Here is a 17559-nt window from a genome sequence, read left to right as displayed (position 1 = left end):
GCCCATGCCCACCCAGGCTGTCTCCACCGACCGAGATCCAGATCGATCCGCGGACATCCAGCCGATCGCCGCCTTTGCGCCTTCTTGTCACCATGCCCGTTCCCGCTAGTTGTCCGCCGTCTTGACCAGATTTTGAGCATAGCAGTCACAGGCGCGGCTACTCGCGCAGTTCCGGTGGCGTTGCGGGACTCTCGACGACTTTGCCCCCGTCGATGCAGATCACCTGCTCCGCCAGGCAGTTCACGTCGTCGTCGTCGTGGGTGATCAGCAGCATCGGCAGCTGGATCTGCATCTGCAGCGCCTTGAGTTCGTCTCTCAGGCGCCGCCGAAGTCCCTTGTCCAGGGCCGCGAATGGTTCGTCCAGCAGCAAGGCGCGCGGGTTGGTGACCAAGGCCCGGGCCAGCGCGGTGCGCTGTCGCTGCCCGCCGGAAATCTGGTGGGGATAGTGACCCGCCACCGATTCCAGGTGGAACGTCGAAATCCAGCGCTGCACGCTTTCGTCCGCGATGGCCTTGTTCGGGTTCTTCCAACCCCGGCGCAAGGCGAAGGCCACGTTCTGGACGACGGTCAGGTGGGGAAAGAGTGCGTATTCCTGGAACACGTAGGCGAGATGCCGTTCCTGTGGCGTGGCGACCATGCCCCGGGCGGTGTCGCAGAGCACCTGCCCAGCCACCACCACCCTCGCCTCGTCCGGTGTTCCAAGGCCCGCGATCATGCGCAGCGTCTGGGTTTTGCCGGCCCCCGATGGGCCAAAAATCACCACGCGCTGGGCCGAGGTCTGGAAGCTCACATCGAGCTCGAACTGCGAGCCTCCTTGCCGCAGGAGCTTGCGCAGCCTCACATCCCAGACCATGGCCGGAGCCTTTGCATCGGTATCGCCATCCATGCGAGAGGATGCCATGGCCAGAGGAAGCGTGTTGTCCCGGTACATCTCAAGCCCGCGCGGCCACGCGGCCCGGCACCAGGCGGCCCGCGCTCAGCAGCACCACCATGCAGGTGATCGAGGTCACCGCCACGAGGAAGTTCGCGGTGTGATCCTGGCCGGCCTGCACCGCTTCGTAGACGGCGATGGACAGGGTCTGCGTCTTGCCCGCGATGCTGCCGGCCACCATCAGCGTGGCGCCGAACTCACCCAGCGCCCGGGCGAACGACAGCAGCAGGCCCGCGAGAATGCCGCGCCACGCCAGAGGCAACGACACCCGGAAGAACACCGCCCACTCGTTGATGCCGAGGGTGCGGGCCGCATCCTCCAGTTGCGGGTCCACCGTTTCGAAAGCCGCGCGCGCGGCCTTGAACACCAGGGGGAAGGACACGATGGTGGCCGCGATGATGGCGGCCGGCACCGTGAAGATGAGACGCAGGCCGAAGTGTTCGAGCAGCCAGGCACCCAGCACGCCGTGGGTGCCGATGACCACCAGCAGGTAGTAGCCCAGCACCGTCGGTGGCATCACCATGGGCAGCGTCAGCGCGGCGTCCACCACCTCACGGCCGGGGAAGCGCCAGCGCGCCAGCGCGTAGCCCACACCCACACCGAGCAGCAGGTTGATGGCGGTGGCCCAGCCCGCCACCTTGAGGGTGAGTGCGAGGGGTATCCAGGCTTCGGCCACGGGGCGTTCCGGTTCTCGAAATCAGGGCTTGCCGAAGCCGTACTTGCTGAGGATGGCCTGGGCCGGCGGCGTGAACAGGAAGTCGACGAACTTCTCACCCTGCGCAGCATTGGGGCCGGCGGGCAGTGGTGCCACGGGGTACAGGATCGGCTTGGGGGTCGGCACCGTGAGCGCGACCTTCACCTTGTCCAACATGATGGCGGCGTCCGTCGAATAGACGAAGCCGGCATCGACCTCCCCTCGCGCCACGTAGTCCAGGGCCTGGCGCACGTTGGTGGCGCCGATCATCTTGGGCTCGATCGCGCCCCAGAGGTTGGCGCCTTCCAGCACGCTCTTGGTGTAGCGGCCCACCGGCACGCTGGCGGGAAGGCCGATGGCGATGCGGGCATAGGCCGGCTGGGTGAGATCGTTGGTCGATTTCGGCACGTTGGCGCTGGCGCTGGGCACGATGACCACCAGGGCGTTGGACACGAAGTTGCGGCGCTGGGATTCCTTCACCAGACCCTGGGTTTGGGCCTGGTCCATGGTTTCCTGGTCGGCGCTGGCAAAGACATCGGCCGGCGCGCCCTTGGCGATTTGCTGCAGCAAGGCGCCCGAAGCGGCGAAGTTGAGTTGCACCTTGGTGCCCGGATTCGCCGATTCGAACATGGGCGCGATTTCGCGGAAGGCGTTGGTCAGGCTGGCCGCGGCCGAAACCGTGACGTCGGCCGCGTGCGAGGCGAAGGCAAAGCCGGCGGCCAGAGCGAAGGCCAGAGAGCGGGTGGCGAAGGTTTTCATGGGCATCTCATGGAAGGTGGTGGATCGCAATATCAAAGTATATACAGCGATGCGCATATTTTTCTACATGAGGTTGATTTTCAAGGGAAATATGGCGACCTTATCGAAGTATCACCATCTACCTTTCGGATGAAGATCAAGGCGAAAAAAAGCCCGGGCCACTTTGCAGCGGCCCGGGCTTGGTGAAGAGATTGGGCGCGCGAGGCGCCCGGTGCTTCAGTCCTCGACGAAGGCTTCTTCGCGTTTCTTCTTGATCGATGGCAGCAGCACGATGAGCAGCAAGGCCACGGCCACGGCCAGCAAGGAGGCGGAGATCGGGCGGGTCACGAAGACCGACCAGTCGCCACGCGAGATCAGCAGGGCGCGGCGCAGGTACTCCTCCATCATCGGGCCCAGGATGAAGCCGAGCAGCAAGGGCGCCGGCTCGCAACCGAGCTTGATGAAGATGTAGCCGATCACGCCGAACAGCGCCACCATCCAGATGTCGAAGCTGTTGTTGTTGGTCGAGTACACACCGATCGCGCAGAACAGCACGATGGCCGGGAACAGCCAGCGGTAAGGCACGGCCAGCAGCTTGATCCACATGCCGATCAGCGGCAGGTTCAAGATGATCAGCATGGCGTTGCCGATCCACATGGAAGCGATCAGACCCCAGAACAGTTCCGGGTTGCTGGTCATGACCTGCGGGCCCGGCTGGATGTTGTGAATGGTCATGGCACCGACCATCAGCGCCATCACGGCGTTGGGCGGAATGCCCAGCGTGAGCAGCGGGATGAACGAGGTCTGCGCGCCGGCGTTGTTGGCGGACTCGGGGCCGGCCACGCCACGGATGTTGCCCTTGCCGAACGGGATCTCACCGGGCTTGAGCTTGACCTTCTTCTCGATCGTGTAGGCGGCGAAAGCCGACAGCAGCGCACCACCGCCAGGCAGGATGCCCAGCGCGGAACCCAGGGCCGTGCCACGCAAAACGGCCGGCAGCATGTGCTTGAAGTCTTCCTTGGTGGGCATCAGGCCGTGCACCTTGTCGGTGAACACCTGGCGCTCGCCTTCGGGGTGGGACAGGTTGTGGATGATTTCGCCGTAGCCGAACACGCCCATGGCGATCACGACGAAGCTGATGCCGTCGGTGAGTTCAGGCACGTCGAAGCTGAAGCGGGCCACGCCCGAGTTCACGTCGGTGCCCACCAGGCCCAGCAGCAGGCCCAGCACGATCATGGCCAGCGCCTTGACGAGCGAACCCGAAGCCAGCACCACGGCGCCGATCAGGCCCACGATCATGAGCGAGAAGTACTCGGCGGGGCCGAAGCTCAGGGCCACCTCGGTCAGCGGCGGCGCGAACGCGGCCAGCACCAAGGTGCCGACGCAACCCGCGAAGAACGAACCCAGACCAGCGGCGGCCAGCGCGGGGCCTGCCCGGCCCTTCTTCGCCATCTGGTGGCCGTCGATCACGGTCACCACCGAAGACGACTCGCCCGGCAGGTTGACCAGAATGGCGGTGGTGGAACCACCGTACTGCGCGCCGTAGTAGATGCCGGCCAGCATGATCAGTGCGGCCACGGGCGGCAGGCCGTAGGTGGCGGGCAGCAGCATGGCGATGGTGGCGACCGGGCCGATGCCGGGCAGCACGCCGATCAGGGTGCCCAGCAGGCAACCCACCAGGGCGTAGAGGATGTTCTGGAAAGTGAAGGCGACGCCGAAGCCCAGCGCCAGATGGTCAAAAAGTTCCATAAAAAGAGTCTCCGGATCAGGCGGTCAGGAACGCAGGCCACACCGGGAACTGCAGATTCAATGCGTAGACAAAGGCGCCGTAGCTGCCAACGGCAAGGATGGTCGCGAGGATCACCGACTCCTTGAGGCTGGAGTTGGGGCGCGCGTAGCCGGCGATGAGGACCAGTGCGTAGATCGCGACGATCAGGCCGAAGGCGGGAAGGCCCACGCTTGGCAGGCCGACGAGCAGGATGCCGAAAGCCAGGTTGGCGCCGATGATGAAGCCCAGGGGGCGCCAGGCAATGCTGCCGATGGGGTCACCATCGATGGCCTTGCTCTTGAATGACTGCAGCGTCACGATCACTCCCAGCCCCGCCAGGACGATGCCTAGCAACAGTGGGAAGTAGCCTGGGCCCATGCGCGCCGCGCTGCCAACCGTGAAGTTGGTCGCTCCGATGGCAAACGTGATGCCAACGATGGTGAACATGAGTCCAGAGAAAAAGTCCTTTTGGCTTGCCAATTTCACGGCGTCTCCTCAATTTGTGGGTGTCGGGGGCGATTTTGATGCGGCCGCGCCATTTGGCGCATGTGGGTTACACCTACTCCAGGCCAGTTCGACCAGAGGCCTGCGGGTCGCAGGCCTGGCTTCACCACTTGCCTTTGGGCTGCTGGGCGCGCACAAAGGCCGCAATGATATCGGCGGAAGCCTGCCGATTCGCCTGCCGCGCGAAATCAATCGCGGTCAGTCCCCGTTCGTTCCTGAGCAGGGGGTCGGCGCCCTCCTCCAGCAACAGCTTGACCACGCCCGCGCTGCCGTATTGGGCGGCCATCATGAGGGGCGTGGTCTTGTTGGGCGACTCGGCGTCGATGTAGGCGTGGTGTTCGAGCAGCAGGCGCACCATGGCCGCGCTGTTGTCGCCGCCGTGGCTGGCGGCGTAGTGCAAGGGCGTCCAGCCCGGCTTGTTGACCTCGGCCTTGCGCGCGATCAGCCGTTTGGCCAGATCCAGCTGGCCCTTGATCGCCGCGATCATCAGGGGGCTCTCGTCCTTGCTGGTGCGAGCTTCCACGTCCACCTTGTTCTGGCTCAGCAGAAAGTCGGTCACCTGCGGCGCGTCGCCGCGAATCGCAAGGTACAAGGCGTGTTCGCCCGCGGCGTTGCGGGTGTTCAGGTCGAAACCCCGCTGCCCGAGCTGCCGCACGGTCGCGACGTCGTCTTTCGCGATGGCGATGAAGAAGTCGTCGAACGAGTTGGCCCAGGCCGAACCCGTGCATGCCAGGATCAAGCCAGCGATCCATTTAAAAACAAGGTGTTTTTTAATATTTCTCATGTATTGGATGAGGATTTTTATGCCAATGGCGTGGCGGTCACCTGGTCAAACAGCTGCTCGAAATTGCGGCTGGTGGCTTCGGCCACGGCCTCCACGCTGAGTCCCTTGAGCTCGGCGACCTGCTTGGCGACCCAGGGCACGTAAGCCGGCGTGTTCGTCTTGCCGCGGTAGGGCACGGGTGCGAGGTAGGGGCTGTCGGTCTCGATGAGGGTGCGGTCCAGCGGCACATAGGCGGCCACCTCACGCAGATCGGCCGCGGTGCGAAACGTCAGGATGCCGGAGAAAGAAATGAAGAAGCCAAGGTCGAGCGCGGCACGGGCCACCGACATGCTTTCGGTGAAGCAGTGAAAGACCCCCTTTGCCGGCGCCAGCCCGGCGGCGGTGTCGGAGGCGAAACCGCCCTCCTCGCGCAGGATCGCCACTGTGTCGTCGGACGCGCTGCGGGTGTGGATCACCAAGGGCAGCGCGGTCTGGCGGGCGGCGCGGATGTGGACGCGAAACCGCTCGCGCTGCCACTCCATGTCGGCCACCGTGCGGTCGCCCAGGCGGTAGTAGTCCAGCCCGGTTTCACCGATGCCCACCACCCGCGGGCGGGCCGCGCGTTCCAGCAGGTCCTCGAGCGTGGGCTCCTGCACTTCGTCGCTGTCGGGATGCACGCCCACGGTGGACCAGAGGTGGTCGTGGTCGCGGGCGAGGCTGTAGACGTCTTCGAATTCTTCCAGCGTGGTGCAGATGCACAGGGCCCGGTCGACCTGGGCTTGCGACATGGCGTCGAGGATGCCGGGCAGTTGGGCCCGGAGCTCGGGAAAGCTGAGGTGGCAGTGGGAGTCGGTGAACATACGGAAAAGGTGCCGGCACGAAAAAGCCGATGGGCACCGCATTGTGCGCCGCATCGGCTGACCGGGAATCGGGGTGTCAGAGTGTCTGGGTGGCGCGGTCGGAACCGAGGCTGGAGCCCAGGATCTCCTCGATCTTCAATTTGAGCTGGCGCGACTTCTCGTCGGCCGGGAACCGGATGCCCACGCCCTGCGTGCGGGCCCCCTGGGCCTTGGCGGGAGTGACCCAGGCCACCTTGCCCGCGACCGGGTAACGCTGCGGGTCGTCGGGCAGGCTGAGCAGCACGTACACGTCATCGCCCAGCCGGTATTCGCGCGAAGAAGGGATGAAGATGCCGCCATCGGCGAACAAGGGGATGTAAGCGGCGTACAGCGCCGCCTTTTCCTTGATGGAGAGCTGGATCACGCTCGGCCGCGCCGCCGCGGCCGATGGAGGGGGGGAGGTGCTCATGGTTGGCGAGTTTAGCGGCAATACCCTGCCGCGCGGGTGGTTTTAAGGCCGTGTGTCAGCCCTTGCGCCCCGCCCCGCCGGCCAGCACCTGCCGGGTGCGCGCCGCCCAGGCTTCCTGCATCAGGCCGGCGTTGTAGGGGTGCTCGACCGAGCGCGCGGCGCTCATGAGCTCGCGCGACCACTGCGCCAGCGCGCCCCAGCGGGGTGCGGGGGGCAGTTGATCGGTCTGGAAAAAGCGCGCGGGCGCGCCCGCGGCCCGGGCCATGAGGTCGTGGCACAGCTTCTGCAGCACGGCGAGTTGCTGGGCCGGCGGCCAGCCATTGAGGGTGCCCCAATCGCCTCGGGCCAACGCCTGGGGCAGTTGCGCCCAGGTCGCGCCCTGCAAACCGGTGGCCGCCCAGGCCAGGGCATCGTCGGGCCGGCCACCGGCGGCCTGCAGCCACACGGCGGCCTGCGCGCGGTCCACCGCCTTGTTGCCGTCGGTGGCCTGTTGCACCAGCCAGTCCAGCGCCTCGGCCTCCTCGGGCCACACCATGCTGTGGGTCTGGCAGCGGCTGCGGATGGTGGGCAGCAGCTGGTGCGCGGCTTCGGTGGAGAGCACGAAGCGCACTTCCCCCACCGGTTCTTCCAGCGTCTTGAGCAAGGTGTTGGCCGACTCGATGTTCATGCGCTCGGCCGGGTGCACCAGGATCACCTTGGTGCGGCCGCGCGAGCGCGTGAACTGCGTGAAGCCCACCGCCTCGCGCGCCGCCTCCACGCGGATGAGCTTGCTGGCCTTGCGCTTCTTGTCGTCGATTTCTTTCTGCGCGCCCTCGTCCAGCGGCCAGCCGAGTTCCAGGCTCAGGGTCTCAGGCATAAGCGCGCACAGGTCGGCATGGGTGCGCACGTCGATCGCATGGCAGCTGCCACAGACACCGCAGGCCCCATCGGGGGTCGGCTGCTCGCACAGCCAGGCGCGGGCCAGTGCCAGCGCGAGGTCGTACTGGCCCAGGCCCGACGGGCCGGACAGCAGCAGGGCGTGGCCGCGCTGGGCCAGCAGGCCGCGCAGCTGTTTCTGCAGCCAGGGTGCGAGCGGGCTCATGCGCGGGCCTCGGTGGGTTGAAGCCAGCCACGCTGTTCGAACGCCTGGCGCACCTGCTGCCAGACCTCGGCCTTGGGCTGGTCGGACGCGATGCGGGCAAAGCGCTCGGGCGCGCCTTCCATGCGCTGGGCGTAGCCCGTCGCCACCCGCTCGAAGAACGCCTGCGGTTGCGACTCGAAACGGTCGGGCACGCGGGCGGAGGCCAGGCGCTGCGCGGCCACGGCGGGCGGCAGGTCGAACCACACCGTGAGGTCGGGTTGGCGCAGCGCGTCCGTGCCAGGCTGCGCCTGAACCCAGCGCTCCAGTTGCCGCAGGACCTCGAGGTCGAACCCACGGCCGCTGCCTTGGTAGGCGAAGGTGGCGTCGGTGAACCGGTCGCACAGCACCACCTCGCCCCGCGCCAGGGCAGGTTCGATGACCTGTTGTAGGTGATCGCGGCGCGCCGCGAACATCAACAGGGCCTCGCTCAGCGGGTCCATGGCGTCGTTCAGCACCAGTTCGCGGAGCTTTTCCGCCAGCGGGGTGCCACCGGGCTCGCGGGTGAGCGAGACGCTGCGGCCCGCCGCCCGGAAGGCGTCGGCCAGCGAGGCGATGTGGGTGGACTTGCCCGCGCCGTCGATGCCTTCGAAGGTGATGAAGAGTCCGGCCGGATGCATGTGCGGAAGTGGGGTGGGCGCCTGCACGGGATCAGCGGCGCAGGATGTAGCGCTGGACCGCGGCATTGTGCTCTTCGAGGGTGGCGCTGAACTGGCTGGAGCCGTCGCCGCGCGAAACGAAATAGATGGCGTTGGTGGGCTGGGGACGGACCGCCGCCAGCAGCGAGGCCATGCCCGGAATGGCGATGGGCGTGGGCGGCAGGCCGGCGCGGGTGTAGGTGTTGTAGGCGGTGTCGGTCTGCAGGTCGACCCGGCGCAGGTTGCCGTCAAAACGTTCGCCCAGGCCGTAGATCACCGCCGGATCGGTCTGCAGCCGCATGCCGATGCGCAGGCGGTTGGAGAACACCCCCGCGACGCGCCGGCGGTCGCTCTCGAGGCCGGTTTCCTTTTCGACGATGCTGGCCAGGATGAGCGCTTCATCGGGCGTGCGCAGCGGCGATGCCGGGTCGCGCTGCTCCCACACCTGGGTCAGGCGCTGCTCCATGGCCTGCGCGGCCTGGCGCAGCACGCTGGAGGCCGGCGCGCGCGTGACCACGCGGTAGGTGTCCGGGAAGAAGCGCCCTTCGGGATGCCGGCCCGGGTAACCGATGAGCGCCATGATGTCGTTCTGGCTCATGCCCTCGATGTCCTGCGTGAGGTCGGGCGAGGTGCGCACGGCCTGCAGCACCTGGCGGATGTTCCAACCTTCCAGCAGGGTGATGCTGCGCAGCGCCTGTTCGCCGCGCACCAGCTTGGACAGCAGCGCCCGAGGCGTGGTGCCGGGTGCGATTTCGTAGGTGCCGGCCTTGATGTCGCGGGCCTGGCCGGAAAAGCGGAACCACGCATACAGCAACTGCGAGGGTGTGTTCACGCCGGAGGCCTGCAGGGTGTCGGCCACCGACTGGGCCGAGGCCCCGGGCTCGATCGTGACGAGCAGCGGGTTCTGTGCCGAGGTGCTTGCCGCCAGGGGCAGCGGTTGCTGCAGCCACCACATGCCGCCCGCGGCCAGCAGCATGCCCAGCAGCAGGGACACAACCAGCAACATTTTCAGGAGACGGATCACAGGCTTGGGCTCGGCAGGGACAAGGCGTGGAGGGGCGGCGGGGAACCGGGCCGGCCATGATAATCGACGCCATGAGCACCTCGACGATCCCCTCCAGCATCCCCGACGGCCTAGCCACAAGCGGCGTTGCCCCGCTGCCGCACCTGGGTGTGATCCGGGTGGAAGGCGAAGACGCCGCGAAGTTCCTGCAGGGTCAGCTCACGCAGGATTTCGCCGTGCTCGGCCAGTCCGAGGCCCGCCTGGCCGCGTTCTGCTCGGCCAAGGGCCGCATGCAGGCCAGCTTCGTGGGCTTCAAGCGCGGCCCCGACGAGATCCTGCTGGTCTGCAGCCGCGACCTGCTGGCCACCACGCTCAAGCGCCTGTCCATGTTCGTGCTGCGCGCCAAGGCCAAACTCAGTGACGCCAGCGAGGCCTACGCCCTCTTCGGCCTGGTGGGCAGCGCCGTGCCGCCGGCCCTGCCGCCCACCTTGTGGAGCCAGTGGCGCGATGGTGAGGCCAGCGTGGTGCGCCTGTACCCGGCCGAGGGCCTGGCGAGAGCCCTGTGGGTTGCGCCCGTGCAAACCGAGGCGCCGGCGGGGGGCGCCATGGCCGAGCCGCTGTGGCAATGGCTGGACGTTCGCAGCGGCGTGGCCACCTTGAGCCAGCCGGTGTTCGAGGCCTTTGTGCCGCAGATGCTGAACTACGAATCGGTCGGCGGCGTGAACTTCAAGAAGGGCTGCTACCCCGGCCAGGAGGTGGTGGCCCGCAGCCAGTTCCGCGGCACGCTCAAGCGCCGCGCCTATCTGGTGCATGGCCAGACACCCATGGCGGCCGGCCAGGATGTGTTCCATGACGGCGACGCCGAACAACCCTGCGGCACCGTGGTGCAGGCGGCGGCCCATCCTTCGGGTGGTTTCGATGCCATCGTCTCGCTGCAGACCAGCGCGGCCGCGCAAGGCAGCCTGCACATCGGCGGCGCGCAGGGCCCGGCGCTGCAACTGCTGCCCCTGCCCTACCCCTTGCTGGACGACATCTGAGCAACGCGGCGGGTGCGACATGTGTCTGATCGCCTTTGCCCTGCACGCCGACCCGGGCTGTCCCCTGCTCATCGCGGCCAACCGCGACGAGTTCCTGGACCGGCCGACCGAAGCCCTGCACCGCTGGACCCTGGCCGACGGCACCGAGATCGTGGCCGGGCGCGACCTGCGCGACGGCGGCACCTGGCTCGGTTTGAGCCCTCGTGGCCGGGTCGCCATGCTCACCAATGTGCGGCAGACGCAGGCCGGCCCGGGCCCGCGCAGCCGGGGTGAGCTGGTCACGCGCTGGCTGCAGGGCCAGGGCGACGACCACGACGTGGACCAACTCGCCACCACGATCGATCCTGGCGCCTACGGCGGCTTCAATCTGGTGGTGGGCGATTTCCACCGCCACCGTTGGACCTGGCTGAGCAACCGCCATCCCGATGCACCGCACGAAGCGCGCTCGCCCGGGCTGTACCGCAAGGCGCTGGAGGCGGGTGTCTATGGCCTCTCCAACGCCAGCCTGGACACGCCCTGGCCCAAGACCCAGCGCCTCAAGCGGGCCGTGGCCGACGCGCTGGTGGGCCTGCACCAGCGCTCCGCCTCGGACGACTGGCTGCAGCCGCTGGCGCGCACGCTCACCGACCGCGCGCAGGCCGAAGTGCGCGAACTGCCGCACACCGGTGTGCCCGACGACATGGAGCGCGCGCTCTCCAGCCCCTTCGTGCACATGCCCGACCGCGCCTACGGCACCCGCAGCAGCCTGGTGGTGAGCGCGCGGCCCGGTGCCGACCAGGGCTGGGAGGTGCGCATGGACGAGTGGACGCACGACCACGCGGCACTGGGCGGCCCGTTCGAGGCCGTGCCCCACCGGCGCGAAACGCTGGTGTGGTGAAGGCCCGCCCGGATCAGAGTTTCGCGACCATTTCCTGGTGCGAGATGCCGGCCTCTTCGAAGGCCTCACCCCGGCGGTAGAAGCCCAGCCGGGTGTAGAAGCCCTCGGCGCTGCGCTGGGCGTGCAGCATCACTTCGGTGTCGCCGCGCTCGCGGGCCGCGCCCATCAATGCGTGCAGCACGTCCCGCCCCAACCGCCCGCCCCGCAACGAACGCTCTACCGCCATGCGGCCGACGCGCGCCACGCCCGGTTCGTGCGGCAGCATGCGCCCCGTGGCCACCGCGCGGCCCAGGCGGTTGTAGGCCACGGCGTGCAATGCAACCGCATCGGCTTCGTCCCATTCGAGTTCCTTGGGGATGCGCTGCTCCTCCACGAACACCGCCGTGCGCAGGCGCTGCGCGTCGGGGCCGAGTTCGCTCCAGGGTCCCACGCGCACCGAGCTCATCGGTTCGCCGGCCTCATAGCCGTTGAGGGCCTCGCGCAGCGCGGGCGGCACCGGGCGGGACTTCTGCGTGGCGGGGTCGGCGAACACGTAGATCAGCTCGCCGCTGATCAGGTGCTCGTCACCGCGAAAGATCGCGCCGGTGAAGCTGAGCGAGGAGGTGCCGATGCGGCTGCACTTCATGGCCACGTCGATCTGGTCGTCCACCCGCGCCGAGGCATGGAACTCCACGGTGGCTTTCACCACGTACAGATCGCCTTCGAGCTGCTCCATCGTCTCGTGGTACGGCAGGGCCAGGGCGCGCCAGTAATCGGTGATGGCGGTGTCGAAGTACATCAGGTAGTGCGCGTTGAACACGATTTTCTGCATGTCCACCTCGGCCCAGCGCACGCGCAGGCGGTGGAAGAAGCGGAAGTCGGATCGGGTCAAGCTCATCTCAAGCGGCTCCAAAAGCGTTGCGCAGCGCCAGGGCCGCGTGTTGGTGGGCGGTCCTGGCCTGGGGAATGGCACGACCGAAGTTGATGAAGCCGTGGACCACGCCGGCGTAGATCTCCAGGTCCACCGCCACGCCGGCATGGCGCAGGCGGTCGGCGTACATCACGCCCTCGTCGGTGAGGGCGTCGCATTCGGCCAGGCCGATCCAGGCCGGCGCCACGTCGTCGAGATCGCGCGGGTGGCCGCTTTCGTCGACCCCGTCCAGCGGGGCAAAGCGCCAGTCGTCCCGGTCGGCCGCGTCGCGCAGGTAGTGGCCGAAGAAATAGCGGATGTCCGCTTCCTCAAGCAGGAAGCCTTGGGCGAAGGTCTTGTGGCTGGCCGTGTCCTGGTGGCCCGCACAACCGGGGTAGAACAGGCATTGCAAGGCCAGCGGCCAGCCCGCGTCGCGCGCGGCGATCGCCGTCACCGCCGCCAGCGTGCCGCCCGCGCTGTCGCCGCCCACCGCGATGCGGGTGCCATCCAGCCCGAGTGCGCTGGCGTGTTCACGCAGCCAGGCCAGGCTGTCCCAGGCATCGTGCACCGCGGTCGGAAATTTCGCCTCGGGCGCGAGCCGGTAGTCCACCGAGAGCACGGCACAGCCCGCGAGATGGGCGAGCTGTCGACACAGCGGCCCGTGGGTGGCGACACTGCCCACCGTGAAGCCTCCGCCGTGAAAGTACAGCAGCACCGGCAGCGGGCTCCCTGACTCGGGCGCGAAGAGGCGCGCCGGCAGGTCGGCGCCATCGCGCGCGGGGATGCGCAGGTCTTCCACGCGGGCCATGGGGTGTGAGGGCACCTCCAGCACGCCGGCACCGGCCTCGTAGGCCGCCTTGGCCTGTTCCGGCGGCAGCGCGTGCAACGGCGGGTGCCCGGCGCGGGCGATGCGGTCGAGCACACCACGCATCATGGGCGTCAGCAGGTCGCGGGGATCGGGTGCGTTCGACATGGCATGCGATTGTGGCTGTCTTTTGCGCGACCCGTGCAGGCCCAGCGCCATAGGCAAGGCCCCGGGTCAACCGTATAGTTTTCCTCGCACCACGGAGACCCACATGGCCCAGATTCTTTACGTCACCAACATCCTGATCGATTTCGGCGCCCTCGCGCAATTGAAAGCGGAGTGCGAGCGCGTCGGCATCACCCGCCCGCTCATCGTTACCGACGCGGGCGTGAAGGCCGCGGGCCTGCTCGACAAGGCCCTGGCCGCCCTGCCCGGCCTGCAGCCGGCGGTGTTCGATCAGACGCCATCCAACCCGACCGAAGCGGCCGTGCGCGCCGCCGTCGAGGTGTACCGCCAGGTGGGCTGCGACGGCCTGATCGCGCTCGGCGGCGGCAGCGCCATCGACTGCGCCAAGGGCGTGGCCATCGCCTCCACGCACGAAGGCCCGCTCAAGACCTACGCCACCATCGAAGGCGGCTCACCGAAGATCACCGACCGCGTGCCGCCGCTGATCGCCGTGCCCACCACCGCCGGCACCGGCAGCGAAGTGGCGCGCGGCGCCATCGTGATCGTGGACGACGGCCGCAAGCTCGGTTTCCACAGCTGGCACCTGGTGCCCAGGACCGCCCTGCTCGACCCCGAACTCACGCTGGGCCTGCCGCCCATGCTCACCGCCGCCACCGGCATGGACGCCATCGCCCACTGCATGGAAACCTTCATGGCACCCGCCTTCAACCCGCCGGCCGATGGCATCGGCCTCGACGGCCTGCAGCGCGGCTGGGCGCACATCGAGCGCGCCACCAAGGAGGGCCAGGACCGCGAGGCCCGCCTGAACATGATGAGCGCGTCCATGCAGGGCGCGATGGCGTTCCAGAAGGGGCTGGGCTGTGTGCATTCGCTCAGCCACAGCCTGGGCGGCGTGAACCCGCGCCTGCACCACGGCACGCTCAATGCGGTGTTCCTGCCCGCCGTCATCCGTTTCAACGCCGAAGCCGAGTCGATGAAGAAGGACCACCGCCTGCAACGCATGGCCCACGCCATGGGCCTCGCCAGCGGCAGCGACGTGCCCGAGGCCGTCAAGGACATGAGCGCTCGCCTGGGCCTGCCCAGTGGCCTGGCGGCCATGGGCGTCACGCCCGACCTGTTCGACCGCGTGATCGAAGGCGCGCTGGCCGACCACTGCCACAAGACCAACCCGCGCCTGGCCAGCGCGAACGACTACCGCGCCATGCTCGCCGATTCGCTCTGAGGCCCGCGCGGCACCGAGTCCCGCTGCGCGGCGATCTCGCCCAGGCGCTGTGCGTCGATCACCCGCACCCCGCCATAGTCCAGCTCGACCGCGCCTTTCGCCACCAGTTGCTGCAGGGCCGCGTTGATGCGCTGGCGCGGGATGCCGATCAGGTACGACAGCTCCTGCTGCGTGATCTGGAAGAACGGATCGACCGCCGGATACAGCACCGGGTTGAACAGCGCGAGCAGGCTGCGCGCCACCCGGATTTCGGGATTGCGCAGGCGGTCGGTCACGCGCGCCGCCATGAACTGGCCCAGGCGCTCGTTGATCTGCGCCATGAGGTACTGGTTGAACTCTAGCGACCCTTCCAGCAAGCGATGAAACGCCGCCACCGGCAGGCAGCCCACCGTGCTGGCGCGAATGGCCGATACCGTGTACCGGTAAGGCTCCAGCTTGATCACCGTACCCTCGCCAAACCACCCGCTGGTGGGCAGGCCGGCGTAGGTGATGGCCAGGCCGTCGCGCCGGTCGTTGCCCAGCTTGAGCAGGCCCTTCATCGTGCCGTACCAGTGCGTGGGCAGGCTGCCGAACTGGCACAGATGCTCCTGCGCGCGCAGTTGAAGAACCTGGATCTCCGCGCTCACCCAGCGCCGGTCTTCCGGTGCGAGCCGCTGCAGCCAGTGGATCTGGGCCAATTCTTCGGGAGAGGCGGACCGGCGTCGGGGCGGAGAAACGGGGGCGGGCATGTCGAGTGGGTGGACATCGAAAGGTGAAGAAGCCCTCCACGGTAGGTCAGCCTCGGGTGGTTTTTTGTCCGTCCCATCACAATTCTCGGGTCTTCCCTAGGTGGATGTCGGCGCGACGGCTCGGGCTCAGTGCTCCACGGTCAGGTCAACGAGCTTTTGCGCGTCCAGGACGCGCAGCGTGCGGTACTCCGCCCGGAGCACCCCTCGGCTTTCCAGCCGCGCAAGCGCCCGGTTGACACGCTGGCGTGAGATGCCGATCAGGTTGGAGAGGTCCTGCTGGGTGATCGACAGCACGTTGCCTGCGGAGGGAAACAGCACCGGGTTGCGGAGCCAGAGCAGGCTGCAGGCCAGGCGCTGCTCGTCGTCGACCATGCGTTCGATTTCCCGGGCCGCGATGAATTGCGCCAGGCGCTCATTGAGTTGCCCCATGGCATGGCGGTTGAAGGCAATCGAACGCCGTGCCAGCAGGTGGAAGTCGGCCGCGGCCAGGCTGGCCACCACGCTTTTGCGCAGGGCCTGCACGCTGAACATGAACGCGTGGCCTTTGAGCAAAGTGCCTTCGCCGAACCAGCCGCCCGCTGGGATGCCGCTGAACATGAGGTGATCCTCGTCGCCATGCGGGTGCTCCACCCGCAGCATGCCTTCAAGCACGCCCCTCCAGTGGGTGGATGGATCGCCCGCCCGCACCACGAAGCGACCGGCCTCCCATTCGCGCACCCGCAAACGGGGCACCACCCACGCACGGTCCTCGCCCGAGAGCACGGCCACCCAGGGAATGCGGTCGAGCTCGCGCCCCGTGGCCGGCCGTTCGTTTTCTGCTTCTGCACACATCCGGGCAATGGTAATTCGCGCGAGGCATTAGGTGACTTCCCTAGGAATGGTGTGTCACGGACAAACTGGGCGAGAGACCCTCCCTAGCATCGGCCCAGCTCAAAACGACCCCTTGAAGGAGCCGATCGATGGGAAACACCTTTCCGCTGATGCTGCTGCACCATGCGCTTGAGCGCGGCGATGCGCCGGCCATGCGCGAGAAGGAATACGGCATCTGGCAGACCACGACCTGGGCCGAACTGGCCCGACTCGTGGAGCACATCGCCTGCGGCCTGTATTGCGCGGGCCTGCGGCGGGGTGAACACCTGGCGCTGGTCAGTGGCAACCGCCCTTTCCTCTACGCCACCATGCTGGCCGCGCAGTCGCTGGGTGCCATCCCGGTGCCGCTGTACCAGGACGCGGTGGCCACCGAATGCGTCTTCCCGATCAACAACGCCGAGGTGCGCTTCTGCGTGGTGGAAGACCAGGAGCAGGTCGACAAGATACTGGAGATCCGCGAGCGCTGCCCGCAGCTCAGCCACATCTACTACGACGACCCGCGCGGCCTGCGCAACTACGAGCACCCCGGCCTCGTGCCGCTGGTCTCGCTCATCAAGATCGGCCGGGCCTTTGCCCACAGCCACACCCAGTTCTTCCGCACCGAAATCGGCAAGACCCATGCCCACGACGTGGCCGCCATGTTCTTCACCAGCGGCACCACCGGCAACCCCAAGGGCGTGGTGCACACGCACCACACGCTGCTCAACCGGGCGCGGGCGGGCGCCCTCTTCGACAGCCTGACCGACCACGAGGAAGTTCTTGCCTACCTGCCTCCCGCCTGGATCGGGCAGAACATCTTCAGCTACGCGCAGTGGCTGGCCTGTGGCTACGTGGTGAACTGCCCGGAGTCGGCCTCCACGGTCACGATCGACCTCAAGGAAGTCGGCCCGACCTACTACTTCGCGCCGCCGCGCATCTTCGAAGGCCTGCTCACCAGCGTGATGATCCGCATGGAAGACGCCGGCGCGATCAAGCGCGGCATGTTCCACCGCTTCATGGCGCTGGCCCGCCGCGTGGGCCCGGACCGCATGGACGGCAAACCGATCGGCCTGCTCGACTCGATCAAGTACCGCCTGGGCGACTGGCTGGTCTACGGCCCGCTGCGCAACAACCTGGGCATGAGCCGCGTGCGCGTGGCCTACACCGCGGGCGAAGCCATCGGGCCCGACCTCTTCAGCTTCTACCGCTCCATCGGCATCAACATGAAGCAGCTCTACGGCTCCACCGAGACGGCCGTGTTCGTCTGCCTGCAGCCCGACCACGAGGCCCGCGCCGACACCGTGGGCGTGCCCTGCGAGGGCGTGGAGATCAAGCTCTCCGAGACCGGCGAGATCCTGGTCAAGTCCCCCGGCCTGCTCAAGGGCTACTACAAGAACCCGCAGGCCACGGCCGAGGTCCTGACGTCCGACGGCTGGTACCACACCAGCGACGCGGGCTTCATCGACGCCTCGGGACACCTGAAGATCATCGACCGCGTCAAG

General features: G+C 67.6%; 19 protein-coding genes. 4 read left to right on the top strand and 15 right to left on the bottom strand.

From position 1 onward, the window contains the following. Positions 1–157: 157 nt before the first annotated feature. From AC3WPZ_RS25200 to mltG, 11 genes are all read right to left on the bottom strand, one after another. Positions 158–853, bottom strand: a complete 696-nt coding sequence (locus tag AC3WPZ_RS25200) for an ABC transporter ATP-binding protein (RefSeq protein ID WP_444687476.1) — start codon at positions 851–853, stop codon at positions 158–160. 79 nt (positions 854–932) lie between these two features. Then, the gene (gene modB / locus AC3WPZ_RS25195) at positions 933–1607 is read right to left on the bottom strand and encodes a molybdate ABC transporter permease subunit (RefSeq protein ID WP_382157882.1); all 675 of its coding nucleotides are present in this window, start codon (positions 1605–1607) and stop codon (positions 933–935) included. 21 nt (positions 1608–1628) lie between these two features. After that, complete coding sequence (gene modA / locus AC3WPZ_RS25190) at positions 1629–2384, bottom strand: molybdate ABC transporter substrate-binding protein (RefSeq protein ID WP_444686587.1); 756 nt, start codon at positions 2382–2384, stop codon at positions 1629–1631. A gap of 216 nt (positions 2385–2600) precedes the next feature. Then, positions 2601–4112 (bottom strand): tripartite tricarboxylate transporter permease, encoded by a 1512-nt coding sequence (locus tag AC3WPZ_RS25185; RefSeq protein WP_297394260.1) that lies wholly within the window; start codon positions 4110–4112, stop codon positions 2601–2603. Positions 4113–4128: 16 nt separating this feature from the next. Then, positions 4129–4617 (bottom strand): tripartite tricarboxylate transporter TctB family protein, encoded by a 489-nt coding sequence (locus tag AC3WPZ_RS25180; RefSeq protein ID WP_382157876.1) that lies wholly within the window; start codon positions 4615–4617, stop codon positions 4129–4131. Positions 4618–4738: 121 nt separating this feature from the next. Further along, complete coding sequence (locus AC3WPZ_RS25175; RefSeq protein ID WP_382324866.1) at positions 4739–5374, bottom strand: ankyrin repeat domain-containing protein; 636 nt, start codon at positions 5372–5374, stop codon at positions 4739–4741. A 62-nt stretch (positions 5375–5436) separates the two neighbouring features. Further along, complete coding sequence (locus tag AC3WPZ_RS25170) at positions 5437–6258, bottom strand: TatD family hydrolase (RefSeq protein ID WP_382324868.1); 822 nt, start codon at positions 6256–6258, stop codon at positions 5437–5439. 76 nt (positions 6259–6334) lie between these two features. After that, positions 6335–6706: a PilZ domain-containing protein gene (locus AC3WPZ_RS25165; RefSeq protein WP_291119507.1), complete on the bottom strand. Its 372-nt coding sequence runs from the start codon at positions 6704–6706 to the stop codon at positions 6335–6337. A 55-nt stretch (positions 6707–6761) separates the two neighbouring features. Beyond that, on the bottom strand, positions 6762–7787 hold the full coding sequence (locus AC3WPZ_RS25160; protein ID WP_382324870.1) for a DNA polymerase III delta subunit-related protein: 1026 nt from the start codon (positions 7785–7787) through the stop codon (positions 6762–6764). Then, on the bottom strand, positions 7784–8443 hold the full coding sequence (gene tmk, locus AC3WPZ_RS25155) for a dTMP kinase (RefSeq protein ID WP_492442134.1): 660 nt from the start codon (positions 8441–8443) through the stop codon (positions 7784–7786). Before tmk ends, AC3WPZ_RS25160 begins: the two co-directional genes overlap by 4 nt. Positions 8444–8474: 31 nt before the next feature. Next, the gene (mltG, locus tag AC3WPZ_RS25150) at positions 8475–9467 is read right to left on the bottom strand and encodes an endolytic transglycosylase MltG (protein WP_291119500.1); all 993 of its coding nucleotides are present in this window, start codon (positions 9465–9467) and stop codon (positions 8475–8477) included. Between the two features lie 89 nt (positions 9468–9556). Here mltG and ygfZ point away from each other — a divergent pair, with 89 nt between their 5' ends. After that, positions 9557–10501: a CAF17-like 4Fe-4S cluster assembly/insertion protein YgfZ gene (gene ygfZ, locus AC3WPZ_RS25145; protein ID WP_444686588.1), complete on the top strand. Its 945-nt coding sequence runs from the start codon at positions 9557–9559 to the stop codon at positions 10499–10501. Between the two features lie 19 nt (positions 10502–10520). After that, entirely contained in the window at positions 10521–11378 is an 858-nt protein-coding gene (locus tag AC3WPZ_RS25140) for an NRDE family protein (RefSeq protein ID WP_382157866.1), read from the top strand. A gap of 13 nt (positions 11379–11391) precedes the next feature. Here the strand turns inward: AC3WPZ_RS25140 and AC3WPZ_RS25135 are convergent, their stop codons facing one another. Both AC3WPZ_RS25135 and AC3WPZ_RS25130 read right to left on the bottom strand, forming a co-directional pair. Continuing rightward, positions 11392–12255, bottom strand: coding sequence for a YbgC/FadM family acyl-CoA thioesterase (locus tag AC3WPZ_RS25135; RefSeq protein WP_444686589.1), 864 nt, complete (start codon positions 12253–12255; stop codon positions 11392–11394). A 1-nt stretch (position 12256) separates the two neighbouring features. Beyond that, positions 12257–13240 carry an alpha/beta hydrolase gene (locus tag AC3WPZ_RS25130; RefSeq protein WP_382324876.1) on the bottom strand — a complete coding sequence of 328 codons (984 nt, stop codon included), beginning with the start codon at positions 13238–13240 and terminating at the stop codon, positions 12257–12259. A gap of 103 nt (positions 13241–13343) precedes the next feature. Between AC3WPZ_RS25130 and gbd the strand changes: the two genes are divergently transcribed. Further along, positions 13344–14480 (top strand): 4-hydroxybutyrate dehydrogenase, encoded by a 1137-nt coding sequence (gene gbd / locus AC3WPZ_RS25125; RefSeq protein ID WP_382324878.1) that lies wholly within the window; start codon positions 13344–13346, stop codon positions 14478–14480. Here the strand turns inward: gbd and AC3WPZ_RS25120 are convergent. Together AC3WPZ_RS25120 and AC3WPZ_RS25115 are read right to left on the bottom strand one after the other, a co-directional pair. Beyond that, positions 14450–15157 (bottom strand): Crp/Fnr family transcriptional regulator, encoded by a 708-nt coding sequence (locus AC3WPZ_RS25120; RefSeq protein WP_382324880.1) that lies wholly within the window; start codon positions 15155–15157, stop codon positions 14450–14452. The genes gbd and AC3WPZ_RS25120 overlap by 31 nt on opposite strands. 177 nt (positions 15158–15334) lie before the next feature. Next, positions 15335–16039 carry a Crp/Fnr family transcriptional regulator gene (locus tag AC3WPZ_RS25115; RefSeq protein WP_444686590.1) on the bottom strand — a complete coding sequence of 235 codons (705 nt, stop codon included), beginning with the start codon at positions 16037–16039 and terminating at the stop codon, positions 15335–15337. 128 nt (positions 16040–16167) lie between these two features. Here AC3WPZ_RS25115 and AC3WPZ_RS25110 point away from each other — a divergent pair. Next, a partial coding sequence (locus AC3WPZ_RS25110; RefSeq protein ID WP_492442131.1) for an AMP-dependent synthetase/ligase occupies positions 16168–17559 on the top strand: 1392 nt, incomplete at its 3' end.

This window comes from Hydrogenophaga sp. FW305-3-2-15-A-LB1, assembly GCF_058787875.1.
The sequence above is the reverse complement of the archived record's forward strand: the minus strand, read 5'-3'. Positions and strand labels throughout refer to the sequence as shown.

Excerpts from the sequence above, each read along its gene's own strand:
- AC3WPZ_RS25200 (WP_444687476.1), bottom strand. The coding sequence starts at position 853 with ATGGTCTGGGATGTGAGGCTGCGCAAGCTCCTGCGGCAAGGAGGCTCG.
- modA (WP_444686587.1), bottom strand. The coding sequence starts at position 2,384 with ATGAAAACCTTCGCCACCCGCTCTCTGGCCTTCGCTCTGGCCGCCGGC.
- AC3WPZ_RS25185 (WP_297394260.1), bottom strand. The coding sequence starts at position 4,112 with ATGGAACTTTTTGACCATCTGGCGCTGGGCTTCGGCGTCGCCTTCACT.
- AC3WPZ_RS25170 (WP_382324868.1), bottom strand. The coding sequence starts at position 6,258 with ATGTTCACCGACTCCCACTGCCACCTCAGCTTTCCCGAGCTCCGGGCC.
- AC3WPZ_RS25165 (WP_291119507.1), bottom strand. The coding sequence starts at position 6,706 with ATGAGCACCTCCCCCCCTCCATCGGCCGCGGCGGCGCGGCCGAGCGTG.
- AC3WPZ_RS25160 (WP_382324870.1), bottom strand. The coding sequence starts at position 7,787 with ATGAGCCCGCTCGCACCCTGGCTGCAGAAACAGCTGCGCGGCCTGCTG.
- tmk (WP_492442134.1), bottom strand. The coding sequence starts at position 8,443 with ATGCATCCGGCCGGACTCTTCATCACCTTCGAAGGCATCGACGGCGCG.
- mltG (WP_291119500.1), bottom strand. The coding sequence starts at position 9,467 with ATGTTGCTGGTTGTGTCCCTGCTGCTGGGCATGCTGCTGGCCGCGGGC.
- ygfZ (WP_444686588.1), top strand. The coding sequence starts at position 9,557 with ATGAGCACCTCGACGATCCCCTCCAGCATCCCCGACGGCCTAGCCACA.
- AC3WPZ_RS25140 (WP_382157866.1), top strand. The coding sequence starts at position 10,521 with ATGTGTCTGATCGCCTTTGCCCTGCACGCCGACCCGGGCTGTCCCCTG.
- AC3WPZ_RS25135 (WP_444686589.1), bottom strand. The coding sequence starts at position 12,255 with ATGAGCTTGACCCGATCCGACTTCCGCTTCTTCCACCGCCTGCGCGTG.
- AC3WPZ_RS25130 (WP_382324876.1), bottom strand. The coding sequence starts at position 13,240 with ATGTCGAACGCACCCGATCCCCGCGACCTGCTGACGCCCATGATGCGT.
- gbd (WP_382324878.1), top strand. The coding sequence starts at position 13,344 with ATGGCCCAGATTCTTTACGTCACCAACATCCTGATCGATTTCGGCGCC.
- AC3WPZ_RS25115 (WP_444686590.1), bottom strand. The coding sequence starts at position 16,039 with ATGTGTGCAGAAGCAGAAAACGAACGGCCGGCCACGGGGCGCGAGCTC.